The sequence below is a fragment of the Haloglomus salinum genome (assembly GCF_024298825.1).
Taxonomy (GTDB): Archaea; Halobacteriota; Halobacteria; order Halobacteriales; family Haloarculaceae; genus Haloglomus; species Haloglomus salinum.
In genome coordinates this window covers 844661-866776 of sequence record NZ_CP101153.1, presented here as the reverse complement: position 1 = coordinate 866776, position 22116 = coordinate 844661, and the positions used below count along the sequence as shown (strand labels likewise).

21 protein-coding genes are annotated in these 22116 nt (G+C 70.1%); 15 read left to right on the top strand and 6 right to left on the bottom strand.

Translation table 11 applies throughout. From position 1 onward, the window contains the following. Positions 1-262 precede the first annotated feature (262 nt). The 7 genes from NL115_RS04270 (at position 263) to NL115_RS04240 (ending at position 9000) form a co-directional block, all read left to right on the top strand. Positions 263-1003: an MBL fold metallo-hydrolase gene (locus NL115_RS04270; protein ID WP_254831967.1), complete on the top strand. Its 741-nt coding sequence runs from the start codon at positions 263-265 to the stop codon at positions 1001-1003. A 73-nt stretch (positions 1004-1076) separates the two neighbouring features. Further along, positions 1077-2882, top strand: a complete 1806-nt coding sequence (locus NL115_RS04265) for a DUF7408 domain-containing protein (RefSeq protein ID WP_254831966.1) — start codon at positions 1077-1079, stop codon at positions 2880-2882. Beyond that, the gene (locus NL115_RS04260; protein WP_254831965.1) at positions 2882-5308 is read left to right on the top strand and encodes a VWA domain-containing protein; all 2427 of its coding nucleotides are present in this window, start codon (positions 2882-2884) and stop codon (positions 5306-5308) included. Before NL115_RS04265 ends, NL115_RS04260 begins: the two co-directional genes overlap by 1 nt. 118 nt (positions 5309-5426) lie before the next feature. Continuing rightward, on the top strand, positions 5427-6143 hold the full coding sequence (locus NL115_RS04255) for a hypothetical protein (RefSeq protein WP_254831964.1): 717 nt from the start codon (positions 5427-5429) through the stop codon (positions 6141-6143). After that, complete coding sequence (locus NL115_RS04250) at positions 6140-7027, top strand: DUF7502 family protein (RefSeq protein ID WP_254831963.1); 888 nt, start codon at positions 6140-6142, stop codon at positions 7025-7027. Before NL115_RS04255 ends, NL115_RS04250 begins: the two co-directional genes overlap by 4 nt. 112 nt (positions 7028-7139) lie before the next feature. After that, entirely contained in the window at positions 7140-8105 is a 966-nt protein-coding gene (locus tag NL115_RS04245; protein ID WP_254831962.1) for an AAA family ATPase, read from the top strand. Positions 8106-8133: 28 nt separating this feature from the next. Next, entirely contained in the window at positions 8134-9000 is an 867-nt protein-coding gene (locus NL115_RS04240; protein ID WP_254831961.1) for a DUF58 domain-containing protein, read from the top strand. 43 nt (positions 9001-9043) lie between these two features. Here the strand turns inward: NL115_RS04240 and polX are convergent, their stop codons facing one another. Then, the gene (polX, locus tag NL115_RS04235) at positions 9044-10795 is read right to left on the bottom strand and encodes a DNA polymerase/3'-5' exonuclease PolX (protein ID WP_254831960.1); all 1752 of its coding nucleotides are present in this window, start codon (positions 10793-10795) and stop codon (positions 9044-9046) included. 89 nt (positions 10796-10884) lie between these two features. Between polX and NL115_RS04230 the strand changes: the two genes are divergently transcribed. Further along, complete coding sequence (locus NL115_RS04230) at positions 10885-11727, top strand: ABC transporter permease subunit (RefSeq protein WP_254831959.1); 843 nt, start codon at positions 10885-10887, stop codon at positions 11725-11727. 80 nt (positions 11728-11807) lie between these two features. On the opposite strand, the gene NL115_RS04225 is transcribed toward NL115_RS04230, so the two are convergent. Beyond that, on the bottom strand, positions 11808-12260 hold the full coding sequence (locus NL115_RS04225) for a DUF5788 family protein (protein ID WP_254831958.1): 453 nt from the start codon (positions 12258-12260) through the stop codon (positions 11808-11810). 294 nt (positions 12261-12554) lie between these two features. After that, positions 12555-13547 carry a radical SAM protein gene (locus NL115_RS04220; protein WP_254831957.1) on the bottom strand — a complete coding sequence of 331 codons (993 nt, stop codon included), beginning with the start codon at positions 13545-13547 and terminating at the stop codon, positions 12555-12557. A 279-nt stretch (positions 13548-13826) separates the two neighbouring features. Here NL115_RS04220 and NL115_RS04215 point away from each other — a divergent pair, with 279 nt between their 5' ends. From NL115_RS04215 to NL115_RS20820, 6 genes are all read left to right on the top strand, one after another. Then, positions 13827-14030, top strand: coding sequence for a hypothetical protein (locus NL115_RS04215; RefSeq protein WP_254831956.1), 204 nt, complete (start codon positions 13827-13829; stop codon positions 14028-14030). Beyond that, positions 14030-14170: a hypothetical protein gene (locus tag NL115_RS04210; RefSeq protein WP_254823513.1), complete on the top strand. Its 141-nt coding sequence runs from the start codon at positions 14030-14032 to the stop codon at positions 14168-14170. Before NL115_RS04215 ends, NL115_RS04210 begins: the two co-directional genes overlap by 1 nt. 118 nt (positions 14171-14288) lie before the next feature. Next, positions 14289-14999 (top strand): DUF6517 family protein, encoded by a 711-nt coding sequence (locus tag NL115_RS04205; protein ID WP_254831955.1) that lies wholly within the window; start codon positions 14289-14291, stop codon positions 14997-14999. A gap of 54 nt (positions 15000-15053) precedes the next feature. Then, positions 15054-16151, top strand: coding sequence for a DUF373 family protein (locus NL115_RS04200; protein ID WP_254831954.1), 1098 nt, complete (start codon positions 15054-15056; stop codon positions 16149-16151). Positions 16152-16338: 187 nt separating this feature from the next. Beyond that, on the top strand, positions 16339-17631 hold the full coding sequence (locus NL115_RS04195) for an O-acetylhomoserine aminocarboxypropyltransferase/cysteine synthase family protein (RefSeq protein WP_254831953.1): 1293 nt from the start codon (positions 16339-16341) through the stop codon (positions 17629-17631). Positions 17632-17789: 158 nt separating this feature from the next. Then, complete coding sequence (locus NL115_RS20820) at positions 17790-17981, top strand: DUF8106 domain-containing protein (RefSeq protein ID WP_491536940.1); 192 nt, start codon at positions 17790-17792, stop codon at positions 17979-17981. A 90-nt stretch (positions 17982-18071) separates the two neighbouring features. On the opposite strand, the gene NL115_RS04190 is transcribed toward NL115_RS20820, so the two are convergent. Both NL115_RS04190 and NL115_RS04185 read right to left on the bottom strand, forming a co-directional pair. Continuing rightward, entirely contained in the window at positions 18072-19148 is a 1077-nt protein-coding gene (locus tag NL115_RS04190) for a pyridoxal-phosphate dependent enzyme (RefSeq protein ID WP_254831952.1), read from the bottom strand. Positions 19149-19427: 279 nt separating this feature from the next. Then, on the bottom strand, positions 19428-20384 hold the full coding sequence (locus tag NL115_RS04185) for a succinylglutamate desuccinylase/aspartoacylase family protein (RefSeq protein WP_254831951.1): 957 nt from the start codon (positions 20382-20384) through the stop codon (positions 19428-19430). Between the two features lie 118 nt (positions 20385-20502). Between NL115_RS04185 and NL115_RS04180 the strand changes: the two genes are divergently transcribed. Further along, positions 20503-20799, top strand: a complete 297-nt coding sequence (locus NL115_RS04180) for a DUF7536 family protein (RefSeq protein WP_254831950.1) — start codon at positions 20503-20505, stop codon at positions 20797-20799. Positions 20800-20820: 21 nt separating this feature from the next. Here NL115_RS04180 and NL115_RS04175 read toward each other — a convergent pair whose 3' ends face one another. Continuing rightward, positions 20821-22044 carry a potassium channel family protein gene (locus NL115_RS04175; RefSeq protein WP_254831949.1) on the bottom strand — a complete coding sequence of 408 codons (1224 nt, stop codon included), beginning with the start codon at positions 22042-22044 and terminating at the stop codon, positions 20821-20823. Positions 22045-22116 lie beyond the last annotated feature (72 nt).

Sequence of the window (22116 nt, the reverse complement as noted above, 5' to 3'; positions counted from 1 at the left end):
CGCTCGTCGCAAAAAACGTTCAGAAAAAATGCCGCTGGCTCCCAGCGGTCGCCAGCGGAGAAACCGCGCTCGCTACGCTCGCGCGGTATGCAGAGACCTGTTGCTAGCCACACCGAGCATACGCCAAATACTCCGAATAAATGAATTATATGTATGTTTATGCGGATATATTCGGATTTATTGTCTGTATCGGGAGGTACCGCCGTACCGAACTGACTGCCGTCGGCGGAACCGCTATCCTCGACCCGCCCGACCATGGCGTATGGCCACGCTCCAGCTCCTGCGCCACGCGACACTCCGACTGACGCTCGGTGACACGACACTGCTGGTCGACCCGATGCTCTCCGAGCCCGGCGAGATGCCGCCGATTCCGAACTCACCGAACGACCGCCGGAACCCGCTGGTGCCGCTGCCCGACGTGCCACTCGACCACGACGCGCTGCTGGTGACACACTGCCACCGCGACCACTTCGACCAGGTGGCGCGCGATGGGTTCGCCGAGGGGACGACGGCGCTCTGCCAGCCCAACGACGCCGAGTTCTTGGCGTCGACGGGGGCTGACTCCCAGCCGGTCGACGACACGGCGACGCTGGGCGACCTGACCGTGACGCGGACGCCGGCGCGCCACGGCTACGGCGACCTCGCGGAGCAGATGGCCCCGGTGTCGGGGTTCGTGCTGGAGGCCCCCGACGAGCCGACCGTCTACCACGCCGGCGACACCGTGCCGTACGAGGCCGTGAGGGAGACGCTGGACGAGCACGAGCCGGACGTGGTGGTGGCCAACGCCGGCGCGGCACAGTTCACCGAGGGTCGGCCCATCACGATGACGCCCGAGGACGTGGTGACACTGACCGAGTGGACGGACGCGACCATCGTCGCGGACCACATGGACAGCATCAACCACTGTCTCGCGACGCGCGAGGACCTGCAGGCGACGCTCGACGAGGCGGGCGTCGAGGAGCAGGTCGTCGTGCCCGACGACGGCGAGACGGTCGACCTCTGAGCCGGCCGGTTCGACCGCTACCCGGCGCGTCGCGTCACAAGGGGTTTGGCAGTCGCCGCCGAGCCTCCGTCCAATGGCAGGCCTCGCCGACGTGTTCCTGACCCCGCTCGGTCTGCTCGCCCTCCTCGCCGTCGTGCCCATCCTGCTGCTGTACCTGGTCCGGCCGGACCCCCGTCGGCTACAGCTGCCGACGCTGGAGTTCCTCGCGGCCGGAGAGGAGGGCGGCACCGACAGCGCCGCGCTCGAGACGCTCCGCCGGAACCTCCTGTTGCTCCTCCAGCTGCTCGTGGTCGTGCTGGTGGCGCTCGCGCTGGCATCGCCGTATCTCATGACCAGCGGGACCGCGACGGTCACGGAGACGGTGGTCGTGCTGGACACCTCCGCGAGCATGGCCGTCGAGGACGCAAGCGGGGGGAGCCGGTTCGACCGGGCCCGGGCCATCGCCCGGGAGTCGGTCTCGCAGACCACATCCGTCGTGACCGCCGGCGCGACGCCACGGGTCCGGCTCCAGGCCAGTGGCGCGGCGGACGCCCGCGAGGTGCTCGACGACCTCTCGCGGACGGACGCTGCGGGCGACCTCGCCGCGGCCGTCTCGCAGGCGGTCGCCGTGGCCGACGAGGATGCCCGCATCGTCGTCGTCAGCGACTTCGCCGGCGACGACGCGTGGCGCGACGCCGTCGAGACCGCCCGTGGCCGGGGCTACACGGTCGACCTGCGGCCGGTCGGGGGCGAGGCCCCCAACGTCGGCTTCGTCGACGCCGAGTACGGCCGGACGAGCGTCACGCTCTCCGTGAAGAGCTACGCCGACCAGCCCGTCGAGCGGACGGTCGGTCTGGGCGGGGCACGCGAGACCATCCGGCTCCAGCCCGGCGACGTGGGGACCGCGACGCTGCCGGTCCCGACCGGCGACGCGACCGCCCGCCTCTCGCCGGGCGACGGGCTCACGCTCGACGACCGGGTCGCTGTCTCCGGCCCCGAGGAGGCGAGGATTCGCGTCCTGCTGGTGAGCAACGACCCGGACCGGTATCTGGTGACGGCGCTGGAGGTGCTCGACGAGGTCTCGCTGACGGTCGCCGAGCCGCCGACGGCCGTCGACGGGGGGTACGACGTGGTCGTCTTCGCCGGGGTCGACCGGCAGCGGCTGCTACAGAGCACGCGCGAGGCCGCCGAGACGGTGACCCGCGCGGGCGGCGGCACCATCGTCGTCGCACAGGACGACCTCCGACAGGTCGGCTACGGCGGCCTCCTGCCGGTCGAGCCGACCGGCCGTTCGTCGGGCCCCTCGATCCGGGCGAGCGACGACCCGCTCGTCAGGGGTATCAGCTTCCCGCCACCGAAGTCGTACCTGACCACCGAGTTGCGGAACGGGTCCCGGAGCCTGGTCCGGGCGGGCGACTCGCCGCTCATCGCCCGCGGGCGACTCGGGAACGGCCGGACCCTCTACTACGGTTACCTCCCGGACGCCACCCAGTTCCAGTTCAACTATCAGTACCCGGTGCTGTGGAAGCGGCTCGTCTACGAGGCGGCCGGGCGGGAGCCGCTCCCGCGGACCAACTACGAGACGGGCACGCGCCTCTCGGTCCCCAACGGGACGGCGGTGACGGCTCCGGACGGGAGCCGGACCGTGGCCGGCGGCACGGCCACCCTGGACGCCGCTGGTCACTACCGCCTCGGCGACCGGCGGGTGGCGGCCGCGCTGCTCGACACGGGGGAGTCGAACGTCTCGGCCCCGGCGCTCCGGACCGGTCCCGACGGCGTCGCGCGGTCGCGGGAGGAGGTCGTCCAGCGGCCGCTGGACCTCTCTCCGGCGGTCGCGCTCGCCGCGCTCGGGGCGTTGCTGACGGAGGTGGCGCTGCTCCGGCGCCGGGGTGACCTGTGATGTCGCTCCTCCAGGCCGGGCTGCCCGTGCCCGGGCTCCAGGCCGGCATTCCCGGGACCGAGGCGGCCGAGGTCACCGTGCGTGGCGTGACCGTCGGCGTCGAGTTGCCGCTCGTCGCGCTGGCGCTCCCGGTCGTCCTCGTCGCACTCGTCGCGCTGACGTTCCACCTCTGCGGGGCGGCCGGCGACTGGAGCCGGCGCCGACGGCTGGGACTGTTCGCCTCGCGGGTGGTCCTCGCGACGCTTCTGGTGGCCGCAGCTGCCGGCCCGTACACGGTCACCGCCCGCGAGACGCCCGGTGACCCGCGGGTCCGCCTGCTGGCCGACGAATCCGATTCGATGGCCGTGACCGACGCGAACGTGGACGCGCTCGCGGCCGCCATCGAGGCCGAGGGGGTCCCGGTCAGCCGGTCGATCGTCGGGTCGGGCACCACCTCGCGGCTGGGTGATGCCGTCGTCGCCAACACCGAGCGGGACGCGGAGCTGCTGGTGGTCTCGGACGGGCAGGTGACGGGCGGCCGGTCGCTGGGCGAGGCCGCCGAGGTCGCCACCAGCGCCGACGCCACCGTCCACGCGGTCCAGCTCTCGACGACCCGGACCGAACGGTACGTCACCCTCGCCGGCCCCGCCAAGACCAGCGCCGGCGTCGGCAACAGTTTCCTCGTCCGTGTCGGCGGGGCGGACCTGGGGTCGAGCAGCGCCACCGTCACGGTCACGGCCGACGGGACGCCCGTCTTCACCGAGGAGATCTCGGGCGCGGGCGCCGCCGAGTTCACCTACACCTTCGACGAGGTGGGCTCTCACGAGCTGGTCGCGAGGGTCGACGCCGACGACGTCCACGACGACAACGACGTGGTCCGGCGGAGCGTCCGCGTCGTCCCGAAGCCGCGGGTCCTGTACGTCTCCCGCGGCGAGTACCCGCTGGAGGGGCTGCTCGACCGTCTCTACAACGTGACCAGCCGCCCGGCGGTGCCGGACGACCTCGAACCGTACCAGGCCGTCGTGCTACAGGACCTCCCCGCGGACGAGGCGGGTAACGTGACCGCCCTCCAGCGGGCGGTCATCGACGGAACGGGCCTGGTCACGGTGGGTGGCCGGAACGCGTACGACAACGGCGGCTACGCGAACTCCTCGCTGGGGTCGATGCTCCCCGTCCGGGTCGGCGAGGGCGGCGGCCGGACGACCCGGATGGTCCTGCTGGTCGACGTCTCCGGCAGCTCCGAGGCGGGCATGGAGACGCAGAAACGCGTCGCGCTCGACGTGCTGGAGCAGCTCGGCGACGGCAACGAGGTCGGGGTGGTCGGCTTCAACTGGCAGGCCCATCTGGTCAACGACATCGTCCCGCTGGGGTCGAACCGGGAGCAGCTCCGCTCGAAGGTCCGGCGGCTGCAGAGCGGCGGCGGGACCGACCTCGGGGTCGGGCTGCAGGGCGCCGCCGACCTGCTCGACGGCCCTGGAACCGTCATCGTCGTCTCGGACGGCCAGGCCCAGGACGTCACGTCCCGGGCGGTCGCGCGGCGGCTGAACGAGCAGGGCGTCCAGGTCGTGACCGTCGGCGTCGGGCGGCGGGTGAACGAGGACCTGCTGTCGGACGTGGCGTCGGCCACCGGTGGGCAGTATCTCCGGGCCGACGAGACCGACCGGCTGCGGCTCCTGTTCGGCGGCGAGTCCCGGACCTTCGCCGCCGGGAAGCTGACCGTGGTCGACCGGAACCAGTTCATCACGGCTGGGGTCGAGCCCGAGTCGGACCCCGGGCTTGCCAACGAGGTGTCGGTCAAGGCCGGCGCGGAGTTCCTCGTCGCCACCGGTGACGGCGAACCCGCACTGGCCCAGTGGCGCTACGGCCTCGGCCGGGTCGTCTCCGTCACGGCCTACGGGGTCGACGGCTCGCTGGACGGGCTGCTGGAGCGGCCGGACTCCCTCCTGCTGTCGAAGTCGGTCAACTGGGCGGTCGGCGACCCGGAGCGCAACGCTCGCGGTGTCGTGTCCGCCCCCGACGGGCGTGTCGGCGAGCAGGTGACCGTGCGGTACGTGGGCAGTGAGCGCCCCGAGGGCCCGCCACGGTTCCGCCAGGTCGCGCCCGAGACGTACGAGGCGACGCTGGTCCCCGACGAGCAGGGCTTCCGCGAGGTGCTGGGGGCCACCGTCGCGGTCAACTCCCCCCGCGAGTACGAGGGGTACGGCCAGTCCGACGCGCTGGCCGGGCTCGTCCGGACGACCGGTGGACAGCAGTTCCGCTCGAGCGAGGCAGCCGCCATCGCCGAGACGGTCACGCAGTCGGCCAGCCGGACCCGTGAGGTCCGCCGGGAGTGGGGGTGGCTGGCGCTCGCCGGCGCCCTCCTGCTGTTCCTGCTCGAGGTCGCAGCCCGGCGAATCTCGCGGTACCGCCGGCGCACCACCACGACCGCGACTGCCGCCGACGACTGACCACCCCTCGGCCCCGGTGACCCCTCCCCGTGGGCCCGGGCCGTCACACCCGGAGCGACGGGGACGGTGCGAGCCGAGCGCACCGAAGAGATTTGTGAACCGCGGGGCTGGGTCCGGTATGAAGCTCCTCGGTGGCAGCATCAACGTGGTCCTCGTCCTCCTCGTCGGCGCCACCATGGCCGGTACTGCCGGGGCGACCCTCTACTATCAGGAGTCCGTCGAGGACCTCCGGGACCGGAACGAACAGCTCCGCCAGCAGAACACCGAGCTGGCGGCGGAGGTCGACGAGAAGCAGGAGCAACTGGCCACTGCCGAGCAACGACTCCGGAGCCTGAACCGGAGCATCGACACTCGCCAGTCCGACCTGCAGCAGGTGACCGAGGACCTCCGGAAGACCGAACAGGAGCTCCGGGAGGCCGAGAACGAGCTCCTGCAGACCCGCGAGTCGTTGCAGACCGCCCGTTCGCAGCTCGTCCAGCTGCGGTCGGAGAAACAGGACCTCGAGGACCGCGTCGCCAACCTGGAGGACCGCCGGGACCGGCTCGAATCGACAAACGAGAACCTGCAGGACCGCGTCGACAGCCTCCAGAACCGTGAGCGCGCGCTGGAGAGCCAGGTCGAGGACCTGGAGGGACAGGTCGAAGACCTGGAGACGACGAACCAGGAGCTACGGACGGAACGGGACCAGCTACAGGAGGACAAGAACCAGCTACAGGAGGACAAAGAGCAGTTGCAGGAGGACAAAGAGCAGTTGCAGGCGGACAAGGCCCGGCTCGAACGCGAGCTGGAGGAGTGCCGGAACAACAACGACAGCAGTAGCGGGTCGAACTCGTGACCGACGACGCATCCAGCGGTGATGCCGACACCGCCCGGAACGGTGACGACGACAGCGCCCCGGCGCCCCCGGACGAGCTCAGGGAACGCGTCGAGCGGGCCGTCCGGCAGGTCCGGCGCGAGGCTCGCAAGGCCGCGGCGGTCCACGCCGTCGTCGACGGCGTGGTCGTCCTCCTGGCAGCGAACCTCGTGCTGACCCTCGTCGGGGTCGTGCTTCCGGGCCCGGCGTGGCTGGAGTCTGCCATCGTGGTCGGCCTGGGTGTCGTGGCCGCCATCACCGAGTTCCTCGCCCGCACCCGGCAGCCACTGGTCCAGCAGTTCGAGGCCGTGAACCCGCAGGTCCGGGAGGCGCTCCGGACGGCCCGCGACGCCGCCGCGGACGGCGCGGAGACGCGGGTCGCATGCCGCCTGTACGCCGACGTGCTCGACGGGCTCCGGTCGGCCTCCAGCGGCGACCTGATATCGACCCGGCACGTCTCCGCCGGCGCCGGCCTCGTCGTGGTACTGGCCGTCTCGACGGTCGGCGTCAGCGCCGCCGGGCTCGGCCTGGGACTGGGCCCCGGTGCCGATGCGGGCGGCCCGACCGACGGCGATGTCCCGACGGGCGGGTCCGGCGACTACGACGGCCTGCAGGACGGCGACGCGGTGCTGGGCGAGGAGACGAACGTGAGCGAGGGTGACGAGTCCGAGGACGTCGTCATCGGTGGCAGCACCGGCGAGGCGGGCGACGCCCCCGCCGGCGACGGTGGCTTCGACACCGGCGGGTTCGCCTCCGAGGGCTCGTACGATGCCCAGCAGGCCGGCTTCGACTCCCCGGACGACGTGGAGAACGCCGACATCATCCGGGAGTACAACCTCCGCATCCGTTCCGACGACGAGACGTGATTACCGTGGCCCCCGCGCCGACTGGCGTGCCCCCCGCGCCGACCGGCAGCTCCCGGAACCAATCCCGCGACCGACCGCGGTCCCCGAACGACCCCACATCGACCCCCCACACATGAGTCAGGACCCCACGACCGACGACCTCGAACTGGATATCGACGAACTGCAGACGAAACTGGCACGCGTCCGCGAGGAGGTCGGCCGGCGACTGGTCGGCCAGCAGCGTGTCCTCGATGACCTCCTCGCCTGCGTCCTCGCGGACGGGAACGCCCTCCTGGAGTCGAACCCGGGGCTCGCCAAGACGCTCACGGTCCGGACGCTCGCGAATGTCACCGACCTCGACTTCTCGCGGGTCCAGAACACGCCGGACCTGATGCCGTCGGACATCACCGGCACCGAGATCATCCGCGAGGGCGAGGGCGGCAGCCGGGACTTCGTCTTCGAGCAGGGCCCCATCTTCGCCAACGTCGTCCTCGCGGACGAGATAAACCGGGCGACGCCGAAGACGCAGGCCGCGCTGCTCGAAGCGATGGAGGAGGGACAGGTGACTGCCGCGGGCGAGACCCACGCGCTGCCGGACCCGTTCTTCGTGATGGCGACACAGAACCCCATCGAGCAGGAGGGGACCTACCGGTTGCCGGAGGCACAGATGGACCGTTTCCTGCTGAAGATCCTCGTCGACTACCCGTCTCTGGACGAGGAGCTGGCGGTCGTGGACCGGTACACGGGTCGTGTCGACGAGGCGATTCCCGTCGAGCAGGTGCTCAGCCGCGAGGAACTGCTGGACGCACAGACCCTCACCCGGGAGGTCCCAATCGCGGACGACATCCGCGAGCGGGCGGTCGAACTCGTCCGAGAGACCCGCGAGGCCGACCACATCGAGTACGGGGCCTCGCCGCGCGCCAGCATGGCGCTGGTGGTGACCGCCAAGGCCCGCGCGCTCATCGAGGGGCGAGCGTACGTCAGCGAGGACGACATCGAGCGGATGGCCAAGCCGGTGCTCCGGCACCGGGTCGTCGTCGACTTCCGGGCCGAGCGCGACGGGATGACACCCGACGACGCCGTCGACGAGCTGCTATGACGGGCCATCCGACCGTCGGGTGGTGCCGATGACCATCGACCCGTCCTTCCTGGACGAACTGGAGCGGTACGCTCGCTCGCGCGAGCGGGACGTCTCCTCCCGGTTCAGGGGCGAGCAGCGGACGAAGGAGCGCGGCGAGGGGCTCACGTTCGCCGACTACCGGCGGTACTCGCCCGGCGACGACACGCGTCGCATCGACTGGAAGCTGTTCGCCCGGACGGACGAGTTCTACGTGACCGAGTACGAGGCCGAGCGCAACCGCACGCTCCACGTCCTGCTCGACACCAGCGGGTCGATGGGGTTCGCCGGGGACGAGGGGACGCCGACCAAGTTCGAGTTCGCCGCGAAACTCGGGCTGGGGTTCGCGTACCTGGTCGCCCGCGAGCACGACGAGTTCCGGTTCTCCCTGTTCGACGAGCGTCCGCGCCGCATCGACCGCGGGCGGTCGAACCGGGGGGAGGTCCTGTCGCTGGTCGACGAGGTGGAACAGGTCACACCCGCCGGCGAGGGTGACTTCGGCGGGGCACTAGAGGCGTACGCCGACCAGATCGGGTCGCGGTCGCTGGTGCTTGTCTGCAGCGACTGCCTGGCGCCCGCCGACGAGGTCGAGCGAGGACTGGAGGCGCTGGCCCGGAACGAGGTGATACTGGCGCGGGTGCTGGACCCGGTCGAGCGCGACCTCCCCGTGAGTGGTGATGTCGTCGCCGAAGACCCCGAGTCGACGCGGTCCCTACGGACCCACGTCGGGAGCCGCCGGCGCGAGCGGTACCGGTCCCGGCTGACCGGCCACGTCGACGACGTGGCCGAGCGGGCCCGGACCCTCCGGGTGCGGCACCGGCTGGTCGAGTCCGACGCGGACTTCTTCGACGCGTTCGGCGAGGTCTGGACGGCCTGAGCCGAGTCGAGCCGACTCCGACACGCCCTTCGCGTCGGTTCGCCTACAGCCCGAGGAACTGCCGGATACCGCTGGCGGGCTGGGTGTTCAGTACATCGCCCGGCTCCGCCCACCCCCTGCGGGCGGTGTGGACGCCGTAGCGGATGTAAGCGTAGCTCTCGGGGCGGTGGGCGTCGGTGTCGATGGCGATGGTCGCGCCCTGCTCGACCACCTGCTTGACCGCGGCGCCACGCAGGTCGAGCCGGTGGGGGTTGGCGTTGATCTCGAGCGCCACGTCGTGCTCGGCGGCGGCCGTGCCGACCGTCTCGAAGTCCAGGTCAAGCCCGGAGCGCTGGTTGAGCTGGCGGCCCGTCGGGTGGCCGACGATGTCCGTCGCGGGGTGCTCGATGGCCGCGACCACGCGGTCGGTGCCGTCCCCATCGAGCGCGGCGTGTGGGGAGGCGACCACGCAGTCGAGTTCGTCCAGCACGTCGTCGCCGACACTCAGGCCACCCTCGGCGTCGATGTTCGCCTCGACACCCGTGAACACGTCCACGTCGGCGTCGCCCGCGACCTCGCGGACCTCGGCTATCTGCTCGCGAAGCTCCTCGTCGTCGAGGCCGACGCCGCCGACCATCCCCGGCCCGGTGGCGTGGTCGGTGATGGCGATGTACTCGTGGCCGAACGCGGCCGCGCCCTCGGCCATCTCCGCGATGGTGTTGTTCCCGTCGGACCAGTCGCTGTGGAGGTGGAGGTCGCCGCGCACGTCGGGCTGCTCGACGAGGTCGGGCAACTCGCCGGCTGCGGCGGCGGCGACCTCGCCGCGGTCCTCGCGGAGTTCGGGGGGCATCCACGGCAGGTCGACGGCCGCGTACATCCCGCGCTCTGCCTCGCCCGCGACGCGCTCGCCCGCCCGGGGTCCGGCCTCGTCCTGTTCCTCGTCGCTCAGGTCCGAGATGTCGAAGACGCCGTACTCGTTCATCGTCAGTCCCCGCTCGATGGCCCGGTTTCGCAGACGGACGTTGTGGTCGCGGCTGCCCGTGAAGTACTGCAGCGCCGCGCCGAACTCGTCGGGGTCGACCACGCGGAGGTCGACGCGGAGCCCCTCGGCCCGGACGGATGCCTTCGCCTCGCCGGCCTCGATGACGCGGTCGGTGCCGTCCCAGGAGGTGAACGCGTCGAACACGGTCTCGGAGTCGTCACTGGACACCAGCACGTCCACGTCGCCGATAGTCGGCCGCCAGCGTCGCAGGGAGCCGGCGGCCTCCGCGCGCTCGACGCTACTCGCCGCTTCCAGGTGGTTGATGACGCGGTCGGCGAGCGGCCGTCCCTCGCCCAGCAACTCGCGCCCGTGGCTCTCGCGGGCGAAGTCGATTCCCTCCAGGATGTTCTGTTCGGTCTTCGGGCCGAACCCCTTCACCGCCTGTATCTCGCCGGCCTCCGCGGCCGTTTCGAGGTCGTCCAGTGTCTCGACCCCGAGTTCGCGATACAGGTCGCCGACGGTCTTCGGGCCGACCCCCTCGACCCGGGTGAGCACCTCGATATCTGCCGGGAGCTCCTCCCGGAGGTCCGCCAGTTCCTCGATTTCGCCGGTCTCGACGTACTCCACGACCTTCTCCGCGATGGCATCGCCCACGCCCTCGATCTCCTGGACGGCGGCCTCGCCCTCTCTCGCGAGCCCCGCGATGTCGGCTGGGTGGCCCCTGATGTTCTCCGCGGCGCGGCGGTAGGCCCGTGGCTTGTACTCCACGTCCATCGCCTCCAGCCGGTCGGCCATCTCCTCCAGCAGGTCCGCGACGACGGCGTTCTGGGTCATTGCTCGTGTGGAGTGGGGCCTGCGTGATAGTTCGGGCGGGTAGCCGCCGCCCGGGAAAGATTGAACGGGCAGGTCACCGAACCGCGGATATGAGCCTCGCTGCCGTCTTCCGGAAGGATTTCGAGGACGCCGTCCGCTCGTACTCGCTGCTGGTGTCGGTCCTGCTGTTCGGCCTCTTCGCGGCCCTGCTCGCGGCCCTCCAGTTCTTCCCGACCCTGTACATAGACGACGGCAGCACCGCCCCGGCGACCACGCTAGCCCTCCTGAACAGCATGCGACAGCCGGCGGTGTTCTTCGTCCCGCTGTTCGGCCTCATGGTCGCCTACGACACCATCGTGGGCGAGCGCGAGAGCGGGAGTATCCGCCTCCTGCTCGGCCTCCCCAACTCCCGGCTGGAGGCCGTACTCGGGAAGTTCCTCGGCCGGACGAGCGTCGTCGCGGCCGCGGTGCTGGCCGGGTACGCCGTCGCCGGCGCCATCGCCCTGGCCACCTACGACTCCTTCGACACCGCCGTCTTCACCCTCTTTACCCTCCTCACCCTGGTCTACGGCGCCGTCTACGTCGCCATCGCCACGGGGTTCTCTGCGGGGATGCGGTCGCGGCTGGGCGCGTTCGTCGGCGCTGGTGGCCTCTACTTCCTGTTCATCATCGGCTGGGATATCGGGCTGTTGCTCCTCCAGCTGGCGATCTACGGCCAGGACATCCCAGAGGCCGGCCTGCCTGACTGGTTCAGCTTCATCGGGATGTTGAACCCCTCGACCGCGTTCATGCACGCGGCCCGGACCGTCATCCCGGCGTACCGCGAGATCACCTTCTACCCGGAGGCGAGCGCCGCCTACGCCCAGGGCTGGGTCGGGTTCCCCATCCTGGCGGTCTGGATAGTCCTCCCGCTGGCGTTCGGTTATCTCCGCTTCCAGCGGTTCGAGGTCTGACCACTCCTCGCCACGGCCGGCCGCCCAATCGTGGGGCACTCTCGGTGGTACCGGCCCGACCGGCACCGCGACGCGGTGGGTCAGTACCCGCCGCGCTTCCCGGTATCGTCCTCGCGCCCGAGCGCCTGCTTCAGGAACTTCATCCACCGCTTCTTGTCGGCGGCCTCCTGCGCTTTGGCCTCCTGCTCGATGCTGGTCGGGCCGAGCGACTGCAACGCTTCGAGCGCCCGGTCGATGCCGATGATGGACTCGACGAGCGCCTCGCCCTCGGCGAACGAGAGGTCGGCCGCCTCGGCCTCGTCCTCCAGCCGCTGCTTGCGCTGGAGTCGCTCGCGCCGGAGGTTCTTCTTCGCCTCTTCGACCCGCTCCCGCTCGCCCGGCGGGACGGTGTCCCGGCGCTTGATCTCGAAGACGAACTGGTGCAGTTCGACGGTCTCGCCCTGCACCTCGATCTCGTCGGGGATGTCGGCACCGAGCGTCGCCCCCTCGCGCTCGACGCGTTCGAGGAGCTGTTTCCGTTCGAACTCCCGCATCGGGACTGTGTTCGTGCCTCTGGCTGATTAGTGACGCGCTCCGGGCGTGTTTGGCTGGTGTCTGTCGGTGGTCTCGGGTTGGACAGGTACCTGTAGAAAGCCCCCGGGCGCTGGGGGCGCCGCGGCTCGCTGCGCGCTTCCCTCGCTCCCTGCGGTCGCTCGGTGCAGTGCTTGCATCGCCGGGGCACCGCCCAGCGCCCGGCCCCTTTCAGTCCCGCCCGTACTTCGTGTTGCACCGAGCGTCGCCACTTGCTGTTCTGGTGGGGACGTGCTTCGGTTGGAACGGCTCCGGCCCTATGCCAGCGGCGTGCGCTCCACCACGGTCCCGTCGTAGGTCGGGTACTGCTCGACCAGTTCCCCCTCGGAGACATCACCCTCCTCGACCATCTCCTCCAGCAGCCACCACGCCAGCTCGACGTGGTCGGATTTGACGGTGTAGAACTCGTCGGGCACCCCGAGCGCCTCCAGCTTCTCGGGGTCGAGCCACGTCTTCCCGTAGACGAGCGTGCCGTCGTCGGTGATTTCGTCGAACGGGCGCCGGATGTTCCGGGCCATCCGCTTGAGCCGGTTGCGGTGCTGGGCGGCGTCCTTGAAGACGCTCGTGCAGAAGTAGACGCGCTCGTGGTCGCCCATCACCTCGAGGATATCGTGGCTCCCCTCGACCGCGCTCATGTGGCCGTCCTTGAGTTCGAAGCCCGCCTCCTGCATCCGGCGGTAGTTCCCGTCGGACATCTCGAACTCGTTGATGTTGCAGAACTCGGCGGCGCCCTCGTCGAGGAACTCGAGGAACTCCGGCTCGGCGCGGATACCGGGAATCTCGAAGGAGGGGGTGAGCCCCTCCTCGCGGGCGATGTAGAGGATCTCCTCCCACTCGGTCCCGTGGAGGTCGCCCCACAGCTCGAACGGCGGGTGGAACCGTATCTCGTCGAGACCTGCCTCGCTCAGGCGGCGCATGTTCTCGCGCCCGCCCGTGATGCCCGTGTACAGGTGCGTGTGGTGGTCCTCGCCGAACTCGTCCTTGAGGAGCGAGAGGTACCGCGTCGTGCGTGCCATCGCCTCCTGGGGCTCGCCGCCCGTGATGGAGGTGCCGAGCGCGTCCATCCGGTGGGCCTCCTCCAGCACGTCCTCGTCGGACTCGACGGGACGCTCGTTGGCGTACACCTGATTGACGTTCTTGCGGTTCTCGCCGAGGGGGCAGTAGAAGCAGTCGCGCTGGTCACAGTAGCCGTAGACGAACAGCACCATCTTCCCGCCGTCCGCGCACTGTTCGCACCCCTCGGATATCATGTGTGTCTGCCCACTGTTGTCGGAGCGACGTGAAAAGTCGTGCGTCTCGTCCACCGGCGTGCGTGGCGCCCGCATGCCGCCACGAGCCGTGGTGAGCTACACGGGGACTACACACCTGTGGAGATGCGGGATGGCTATATCCGAATATCAACTATTGAGTCCAATTTAGGACACGATAACGAAATAGATGCGAAGTATATAATGTGTTTGTAGTGGCAAAGGCGCTTCTAGTTGACATTCACGAAACGCTTTAGTGGGTCGCTGGCATGGACACTGGTGATGGCAGTACGCGAGACCTCCGACGACGGTTCCGACCTCGAAACGACGACGACCGACTTCCCGTCCGGGCACACCTGCCCGGACTGTGGCGCAGCGGTGCTCAACGGGCAGGGCCTCTACACCTGCTTCGAGTGCGAGTTCTCGCTGACCTCCGCGGCGTTCACGGAGGAGAGCACGTTCGACCACCCGGTGTTCCGCCTCTGATGGCCGCCACCGAACCCTCCGGCGACGGCGACCCACTCGCCGGCATCCCGGCGGCCACCTGCCCCTTCTGCGGTGGGGCGACGGGCATCGTCAGCGACCTGGCGACGTGTGGCGAGTGCGGCTGGATGGACGCCGCCTGACCCATCCCGGCGCCCGGCACTGCGGCTCGATGTCCCTTCTCCCTGTCTCTCTGACGTGTGTTGCCGAGTCACGGATACGGCCGACAGGCCCATATCCGCCGACGGCGTGGCGTCGGATATGACCGAGGAGTCGCCGGGGAGGAGCCGTCGTTCGGTTCTCGCGGCCGGCGCGACCGCCGCCACCGTCGGGCTCGCTGGCTGTGCGGGCCTGGCGGGCGACCTGTCGTTCGAGTCCGGCAGCGCTACCGTCACGGCACAGGCACGGTCCGAGGCGGGCTACCGGGAGGCCGGTGTGACCGCGATTCCGTTCAGCCGTCAGGTCTCGCTGGGGCCGATCCGACGGACGGTGGAGGTGACGAATCTGCTGGCCGAGTACGACCGCAGCGTCGGCCTCGACAGCGGTGGCCTGACCGACGGGCTCGGCATCCCCACCGATGCGCGTGCCGCGGTGTTCGCCGCGTTCACGACGCCGGCGGTCGACGTCTTCGGCCGGACGCTCAACCCGGTCGCCAACCTCTCGACCGACGAGCTGGCGAACCTCATCCAGCAACACTACGGCGGCTTCCGCAACCTCGCGACGGACGCCGAACTCTCGGGGACGCTCCTCGGGCAGTCCACGGGGATAACCCGGTACACCGCCGAGGCGGACCTGCTGACGACCGCCGTCGTCTCGACGGACATCCCCATCTACCTCTACGTCGGCGCGCCCGTCCGAGCCGGCGAGGACTTCGTGCTCACCGTCGCGGCCCACCCGCGGGCCGCCGGCCCCCGCGAGGGGACCATGCGGACGTTACTCGAGGGCGTCGAGCACGCGGCGGGGTCGGCCTGACCTGCCAGCCACCCACAAGCGAGTTAACCCGGCCCGTCGTAGGCAGCCGCGACCGTGCTGCTCGTGCTGTGTGTCGACCTCGACGACGACCTCGGCCGGAAGACGGACCACGATACACCCGTCATCGGCCGCGAGCATGTCGAGCGCGCAGCGGTGGACCTCGCAACGGCGGACCCCGAGGACTCGGACGTGAACGTCTGCTTCGAGGGCTGTCACCTCTACGACCGCATCACCGACGAGACCGTCGAGGTGGCCGTCGTCACCGGCAACGAGCGCGGCGACGTGGCCGCCAACCGCGAGGTCGGCGACGAGGTCGACACGGTGCTCGCCTCCCTCGCGACGGGCGAGGACGTCCGGGCGCTCGTGGTCACCGACGGCGCCCAGGACGAGTCCGTCATTCCCGTCATCCGCTCGCGGGTTCCCATCGATGGCGTTCGCCGCGTCGTCGTCAGACAGGCCCAGGACCTCGAATCGATGTACTACACGTTCAAGCAGGTCCTCTCGGACCCAGAGACCCGCGGGACCATCCTCGTTCCGATGGGCATCCTGCTGCTCATCTACCCGGTCGCCATCCTCGCGGACCTGCTCGGGTTACCGGGGTCGACGCTGGGGGTGGTCTCGGCGTTGCTGGGGCTGTACATCCTCGCACGCGGGCTCGCGGTCGAGCGCACCATCGACCGCGCGGTCGAGCGCGCCCGGACGAGCCTGTTCACCGGCCGTGTGACGCTCGTCACGTACGTCGTCGCTGCCGCGCTGCTGGTCGTGGGGGGAGTGACGGGCGTCGAGGTGGTCGAGACGCTCCGTGCGACATCGGGCGGGACGCTCGGCCCCGGGCGGACGGTCGCGGCGCTCGTCAACGGGGCCGTCGAGTGGTTCGCCGCCGCCGGCGTCATCGCCTCGTTCGGTCGCGTCACCGACGAGTACATCGCCGGTGGCTTCCGCTGGCGCTACCTCAACGCACCGTTCTACGTCATCGCGATCGCGGTCGTCCTCCACGGCGTGAGCGCGTTCTTCCTCGCGCTGCCGTACGCCGACCTCACCTACCTCGCGGCCGCGCTGGCGGGCGGAACGTTGCTGGGGCTGTTCAGCACGCTCGCGTTCGCCATCGCGGAGCAGCGCGCCCCCCGGCGGCCGGACTCGAAGGCCGCGTAGCGCCCGCCCACCGCTTCCCTCTCCGCCGGCGTCCCGCCCTGCGACGCGTATCCGGCACCCGAATCGACGCGAGACGGACAGTACGGCCCATGACGGGTGGTATCGAGCCGAGCGGCACCTGTCACGGCTGTCGGCAAGGCTGGGCGCGAGCCGCGCCCTCATAACCTGGGGGGTGGATGGCCAGAACATGGACGACCAAGACGACCGACAGCTCGCGACAGACTCGCTCCACGCCGGCCAGGAGCCCGACTCCGCGACGGGTGCCCGCGCGCCGCCGCTGTACCAGACCACCTCCTACGTGTTCGAGGACGCCGAGGACGCCGCCGCGCAGTTCGAACTCTCGAAGCCGGGCTACATCTACTCCCGGCTGATGAACCCGACGCTGGAGACGCTCCAGGAGCGCCTCGCCGCGCTGGAGGGCGGCGTCGGCGCCGCGGTCACCTCCTCCGGGATGGCCGCGTTCGACCTGACGACGTTCCTGCTCGCCGAGGCCGGCGACAACATCGTCTCCGCGTCCTCGCTGTACGGTGGCACCTACACCTACCTCACCCACACCGTCGAGCGGCGGGGCATCACGACACGCTTCGTCGACACGCTCGACTACGACGCCTACGCGGAGGCCATCGACGAGGACACCGCGTACGTCCACCTCGAGACCATCGGCAACCCCGCGCTGGACACGCCGGACATCCAGCGCGTGGCGGACATCGCCCACGAGCACGGGACGCCGCTGTTCGTGGACAACACGTTCGCGACGCCCGCGCTCTGCCGGCCCCTGGAGCACGGCGCCGACCTCGTCTGGAACTCCACGACGAAGTGGCTCCACGGCTCCGGGACGACTATCGGGGGGGTCGTCGTCGACGGCGGCTCGTTCCCCTGGGCGGAGTACGCCGACGACTACCCCGAGATCGCGAAGGACAACCCCGCGTACCACGGCGTCAACTTCGCCGAGACGTTCGGCGAGCAGGCGTTCACCTACGCTGCCATCGCCCGCGGGCTGCGTGACCTCGGCAACCAGCAGTCACCGTTCGACGCCTGGCAGACCATCCAGGGCATCGAGACGCTCCCCCTGCGGATGGAGCGCCACTGCGAGAACGCGATGGCCGTCGCCGAGTTCCTCGACCAGCACGAGGACGTGGCGTGGGTCAACTACCCTGGCCTCGAATCGCACCCGACCCACGACACCGCCAGCGAGTACCTCGATGGGGGCTACGGCGGGATGATAACCTTCGGGCTGGCGGGCGGCTACGAGGCCGCCCGCGGGACTGTCGAGTCGACCGAACTCGCCAGCCTCCTCGCGAACGTCGGCGACGCGAAGACGCTCATCATCCACCCCGCCTCCACGACCCACCAGCAACTGACCGACGAGGAGAAGGAGTCCTCCGGTGTCACGGACGACCTCGTTCGCCTCTCGGTCGGCATCGAGGACCCCGGCCGCATCATCGACGACCTCCGGCAGGCCATCGAGGCCGCGACCTGAGCACCCCCGGAGCACCGGGTCGCGGGAACCGACCCATCCCGTCGTAACGGGCCACTCGCAGCCGCCAGCCTGTTCAACCGACTATTCGGTCGGAATCGGAGACTAGAAGTGGCAGACTAGTCGGCATAGGCCAGTATTATTCCTAGTACTAGTGGCTTATGGGCGCTGGAATAGTACGAGTGCGTACGATGGCCTCCAACTCGACGTTCCCCAAACTGACGCTGTTCTGTCCCGAGTGTCCACACCACGCTCCCATCGACGGCGACTGGCGACGGGTCGAGCGAATGGATGGGATACGGTTACGCTGTCCCAACTGCCGAGCCTCGATCGACAGACGATTCCGAGGGTAATCGCGTACTGACGGCATTTCTGACGGATTCGCCGAGTAAGTCTGCAATTTTGGAACTATTCGGAAAAATGCTATATTACTGGCTATCTGGCTACCCTTTCAGCCCGCTCCCGCTCAGCCCGACCACCACGTCGTCGTCCGCGGCCACCTCCCTGCGCTCGCGATACGCGCGCAGTGCCGCGGGTGCGACCGCACAGGTCGGCTCGACGTAGAAGCCCGCCCGGTGGAGCGCGTCGAGTTCCCGCTCGACGGCCTCGCTCCCGAGCGCGATGGCGTCACCGTCGGTCGCCTCCACCGCGCCCAGTATCTCGCCGAACCGGACCGGCTCCCGTATCTGGATGCCGTCGGCGGCGTCGTTGTCGCCCGCGGCGGCCGCCTCGCCGTGCAGTTCCTCGACCACGGGCGCGTACCCGGCGGCCTGTGCGCCCAGCAGCCGCGGCATCGAGTCGGTCCACCCCGCGTCCCGGAGTGCCCGGAAGCCCCGGTACGCGCCGAGGAACATCGTCCCGTGGCCCAGCGGCAGCACCACCGCGTCCGGCACCGACCAGCCGCGCTGCCACGCGAGTTCGTACGCCATCGTCGCGGTCCCGGCGAAGAAGTAGGGGTTCCACGCGTGGCTCGCGTACCAGCCCTCCCCGCCTTCGACGGCTGCGACGCAGGCGTCGGTCACGGCCTCGCGGCTCCCCTCCACGCGCTCGACCGCGGCGCCGGCCCGCTCGATGGCCCGGACCTTCCCCGGCTTCACGTCTGCGGGGACGTACACCGCACAGTCGATACCCGACCGCGCGGCGTAGGTGGCGATAGCGGCCCCGGCGTTCCCCGAGGAGTCCTCTACGACCCGCTCGACGCCCAGCTCCGCGGCTCGCGACAGCACCGCCGTCGCCCCGCGGTCCTTGAACGACCCAGAGGGGAACGTCCAGTCGAGTTTGAACTCGGCGTCCCACGCCGGCGCCTCGACCAGCGGCGTCGGCCCCTCGCCTAGCGTCACGTGGGGCTCGACAGGCAGGAACTCGGAGAACGCCCACAGCCCCCGTGAGAGGTCGAGGTCGGCGTCGGCCGGGCTGTCGGCGTCCGGCAGCGGCTGCTCGTACTCCAGCGGTTCCCCACACTCGCAGCGCCAGCGGTCGGCGTACTCGTTCCCGCACGCGGGGCAGTGGAGGTCGGTCATGGCGGGGGGTCACGCGGCGACGGCGTGGGCGTTTCGGTGGGCAGGTCGTGCCAGCGGAACATGGCACGGGCGTCGCCGGAACAACCAGCAACAGGAACCGCCCAACCGGTCAAGCAACAGTGACCTGCATACGCGCGCCGAAGGCGCGCGTTTCACCGCTCGGAGCGAGCGAAGCGAGCGGAGAGCGGGTAACAGTTTTTCAACCAGTTTTTACGAGGAGTGGTGCCCGCAGCGGCGCGCTCCGCGCGCCGCGAGGACACCCGACGAGTAAAAAGTGGGTTAGTATTGATCAATGTCGGTGCCGACCGAGCACACGTACTCCCCGGTGGCGATCTGCGGGAGCCGCCGCGTACGCCAGAAGATGCCCGCGGTGTCGGCGGTCACCTCGCTTTTGACCGTGCCGAACGGGTCGGTGACCTCGAACAGCGTGTCGCCGCGCTCGACGGTATCGCCGAGGTCGGCGTGGAAGGAGACGAGGCCACCGGCGGGGGCGCCGTACTGCTCGAAGCCCGTCGCGCGGGTCTGGGCATCGGGGTCGTGGGTGCCGTCGAGGAAGTCGTAGTAGGTCAGCACGTTCATGACTCCCTGTAGCCCCAGGCGGATGGACTCCTCGTCCCAGCCGACCGCCCCTCCCAGCTCGGGGTCGATGGTCGGGATGCCCTCGTCCGGGGCGGCCCGGGCGAGCTGACCGTCGGGGCCCTTCTGGTCGAGGATGTAGCCACAGCCGAACACCTTCGCCAGTTCGAGGCAGTCCCGATGGAGGCGGTGGCGCGGGCCACAGCGGACGCGGGTCTCGTTTATCATGCGACTCGTCGAGCCCTGGTGGAGGTCGAGCACGAGGTCCGCCCGCGTCGCGGCGTCGAAGGTGGCGGCGGCGATGCGTTCGCTGGCGGTCCCGTTGGCGTTGCCCGGATAGGCGCGGTTCAGCTTCGTGTCGTCGATGGGGTTGCGGTGCTCGGCAACCTGGAAGCCGTAGTGGTTGACGATGCCGACGATGAGGAGTGTCCCCGAGAGCTCCTTCGGGTTGATGCGGGGGTAGAGCCGCTGGACGACGCCGAGGCCGTTGAGCTCGTCGCCGTCGCTGACGGCCTGCACGTACAGCGTCCGGCCGTCCCGAGCCCCGTTGACGACGGCGACGGGGAGCCCCACCTCCGACCCGTCGCGGGCCTCACCGACGGGTAGCCGGCCCGTATCCTTCTCGCCGGGGGCCGCACTCGCCGTCCCGAGGCTGGTCATGGACGCTAGTCATCCCGGGACCGTTATTAGGAGGTTCGGTATCCGCCCGCCCTGCCGCTTTCGGGCCCGACCAGCCGCGATGCCAACCGATTTGCCCGCGCGCCCCCTATCGGAGCGTGTGTCCGACCTCGACGCCGAACACGCCACCGACACCGACGCCGATGTCCCCGACCGGCCGGGCGTCGCCAACGTCGTCGCGGCGCTGCACGTCCGCCGGAACGCCGCCGTCGGCTTCACGCTCGGCGCCCTGTTCACCGTGTTCGTCGTCTACGTCTACGTCGTCGTCCCCGACCGGCCGTACTCGCTGGCGCTGTGGGCGACGCTGGGGTTCGTCCTCGCGGTCGGGATGGGGCTGTTGCTGACGGCGATTCTCACGTTGCGCTCGGCGCTCCATCGGGCGCGGGAGCTGGAGTGAGAAGGGCGTTCGACGCCCAGGTCAGCCCGTCTCAGGTGGTTCGTCGCCGGCCAGTTCGGCGAGGCGACCGGCTCCCGAGCGGGTCCCCTTCGCGACGAAGCGGTCGTCGGCGCGGAGCCGCGTCTCCGGCCCGGGCGAGACCACCCAGTCCGACTCGCCCGTGGTGGCGGCCTCGGCCGGCTCGCCGCGGCGGACCGCGATGACACGCATCCCGGTCTCCGTCGCGACCTCCGCGTCGCCCAGCGTCGCCCCGTCGAGCGGACTGCCCGGCGAGACCGTGTAGCGGACGATGACCTCGTCGGACTCCCACACCGCCTCGGTGATGACCGGGTGGGTACCCAGCCCCCGGAGGACCCCCTCGCTTATCTCGACCGCGGCGTCGGAGATGACCTCCGTCGCGGTCGCGAGGTGGACCAGGCCCCGGAGCGAGACGGGGTCGTCGACGCTCGCGGCCGCTCGCAGTATCCACGCCTCGAACCGGGACTGGAGCGCGTCGACCTCCGCCTCGAGTTCGAGCACCTCCTCGGCGAGCGCCTCGCTGTCGTACAGGATGGCCCCGTACGCGAGGTCGACGGCGAGTTCGCTCATGTCCTTCATCAGGACGATGGAGTCGAGTGCCCGTTCGAGGTCGGCGATGGAGGGCTCGTCCGGGTCCGGTGGCTCGTAGGGCTGGCCACAGAGCTGTTCGTGAACCTCGGCGATGTTCTCCACGGCGCCCCGCAGCAGTGCCACGTCACCCGGCTGGACGTGGGTCCCGTGGTCCGGGTTGAGTAGCCAGTCGCCATCGCGCCGGATGGCGATAATCCGGACGCCGGTCTCGGTCTCCAGGTTCGACTCGCCCAGCGTCGTGCCCGCGAGCGGGGACTCGGCGGCGACGCCGACCGGGACCAGCGCCTCCACGGCCTCGGGGAGCGCCGTCCGCATCGACTCGGGCAGCCCCACCTCCTCGACGACCACCTTCGCGATGTCGCCGGCGGCATCGCTTATCTTCTCGGCGGCGCCGACGACGCCGAGGACGGGCGCGAGCGATTCGGCGTCCTCGGGGTTGCGTGCAGCCATCAGCAGGCTCATCCGGGCCTGCATCTGGAGCACGTCCATCCGTTCTTCGAGTTCCAGCACCTCGTGGGCGACCTCGGTGCTGCCGAGCAGCACCGCCGAGTACGAGAGGTCGATGAGCAGTTCGGCGGTGTCTTTCATCTCCGCCAGCACCTCCTTGACGCTCACCGGCTCGTACTCGACTGCCATGCCCCCTCTTGACCACGGCCTGACTAAAACGTTCGCGGCCTCCCCCTCGGGGCGTTGCGCGTCCGGCAGTGG

Excerpts from the sequence above, each read along its gene's own strand:
- NL115_RS04270 (WP_254831967.1), top strand. The coding sequence starts at position 263 with ATGGCCACGCTCCAGCTCCTGCGCCACGCGACACTCCGACTGACGCTC.
- NL115_RS04265 (WP_254831966.1), top strand. The coding sequence starts at position 1,077 with ATGGCAGGCCTCGCCGACGTGTTCCTGACCCCGCTCGGTCTGCTCGCC.
- NL115_RS04260 (WP_254831965.1), top strand. The coding sequence starts at position 2,882 with ATGTCGCTCCTCCAGGCCGGGCTGCCCGTGCCCGGGCTCCAGGCCGGC.
- NL115_RS04255 (WP_254831964.1), top strand. The coding sequence starts at position 5,427 with ATGAAGCTCCTCGGTGGCAGCATCAACGTGGTCCTCGTCCTCCTCGTC.
- NL115_RS04245 (WP_254831962.1), top strand. The coding sequence starts at position 7,140 with ATGAGTCAGGACCCCACGACCGACGACCTCGAACTGGATATCGACGAA.
- NL115_RS04240 (WP_254831961.1), top strand. The coding sequence starts at position 8,134 with ATGACCATCGACCCGTCCTTCCTGGACGAACTGGAGCGGTACGCTCGC.
- polX (WP_254831960.1), bottom strand. The coding sequence starts at position 10,795 with ATGACCCAGAACGCCGTCGTCGCGGACCTGCTGGAGGAGATGGCCGAC.
- NL115_RS04230 (WP_254831959.1), top strand. The coding sequence starts at position 10,885 with ATGAGCCTCGCTGCCGTCTTCCGGAAGGATTTCGAGGACGCCGTCCGC.
- NL115_RS04225 (WP_254831958.1), bottom strand. The coding sequence starts at position 12,260 with ATGCGGGAGTTCGAACGGAAACAGCTCCTCGAACGCGTCGAGCGCGAG.
- NL115_RS04220 (WP_254831957.1), bottom strand. The coding sequence starts at position 13,547 with ATGATATCCGAGGGGTGCGAACAGTGCGCGGACGGCGGGAAGATGGTG.
- NL115_RS04215 (WP_254831956.1), top strand. The coding sequence starts at position 13,827 with ATGGCAGTACGCGAGACCTCCGACGACGGTTCCGACCTCGAAACGACG.
- NL115_RS04210 (WP_254823513.1), top strand. The coding sequence starts at position 14,030 with ATGGCCGCCACCGAACCCTCCGGCGACGGCGACCCACTCGCCGGCATC.
- NL115_RS04205 (WP_254831955.1), top strand. The coding sequence starts at position 14,289 with ATGACCGAGGAGTCGCCGGGGAGGAGCCGTCGTTCGGTTCTCGCGGCC.
- NL115_RS04195 (WP_254831953.1), top strand. The coding sequence starts at position 16,339 with ATGGACGACCAAGACGACCGACAGCTCGCGACAGACTCGCTCCACGCC.
- NL115_RS20820 (WP_491536940.1), top strand. The coding sequence starts at position 17,790 with ATGGGCGCTGGAATAGTACGAGTGCGTACGATGGCCTCCAACTCGACG.
- NL115_RS04190 (WP_254831952.1), bottom strand. The coding sequence starts at position 19,148 with ATGACCGACCTCCACTGCCCCGCGTGCGGGAACGAGTACGCCGACCGC.
- NL115_RS04185 (WP_254831951.1), bottom strand. The coding sequence starts at position 20,384 with ATGACCAGCCTCGGGACGGCGAGTGCGGCCCCCGGCGAGAAGGATACG.
- NL115_RS04175 (WP_254831949.1), bottom strand. The coding sequence starts at position 22,044 with ATGGCAGTCGAGTACGAGCCGGTGAGCGTCAAGGAGGTGCTGGCGGAG.